This window comes from Pseudoalteromonas sp. S558 (assembly GCF_005886635.1).
Classification (GTDB): Bacteria; Pseudomonadota; Gammaproteobacteria; order Enterobacterales; family Alteromonadaceae; genus Pseudoalteromonas; species Pseudoalteromonas aliena.
Genome location: NZ_PNDU01000532.1, coordinates 1 through 560, shown reverse-complemented (window position 1 = coordinate 560; position 560 = coordinate 1). Strand labels below are relative to the sequence as shown.

Below are 560 nucleotides of genomic sequence, written 5' to 3'. Positions count from 1 at the left end.
TAATACTAATAAAAATAGAGCAAAAAAGAATCCGAGTACAGTCCCAGTTTGCCCAGGTAAACTTTTGAAGTCGTTAAGTAAAAACGTGTAGTGTAGCTCTAGAAACCAATCGGTAAAATAGTGGCTAGTGCCGACAGGCTCTGACAATATATCACCAGTATATTGATTTAAATGAAACTTATACCATTGCTCAGTACCGCGTTTCACTAAATAAACTCGATCTGCTGTATCGCCGTTAAATATTTCCCAGCTGCCTATTACATACTCAGGGTACGCATTTTCTGTATTCGAGATTAATTTATCGATTGGCATGCGTTCAGGTAATGCTTTTACAACAAAATGACTGTTTGGCATCAGCAAGCCATCTATTTCACTTTTAAAAACTAATACACTGCCTGTAATGCTAATAACAATCAGTGGAATGATTGCAATAAGAGCAATCCAACTGTGTATTTTAAAAAGAGTTTTTCTCATAGATGATTTTGTATGCAGTTATTTATTGTTTACGCATGATAACAACTATCATTTTTATTTAAAAGCTTGTGGGGTGACTTTCCTAA

Annotated in this window: 1 protein-coding gene; it reads right to left on the bottom strand. The window is 34.8% G+C overall.

Annotated features, from left to right (window positions below; all coding sequences use genetic code 11):
- Nucleotides 1–474 (bottom strand): PepSY domain-containing protein (locus CWB66_RS21295; RefSeq protein ID WP_171037560.1); only part of this gene is annotated, 474 nt, incomplete at its 3' end.
- Nucleotides 475–560 lie beyond the last annotated feature (86 nt).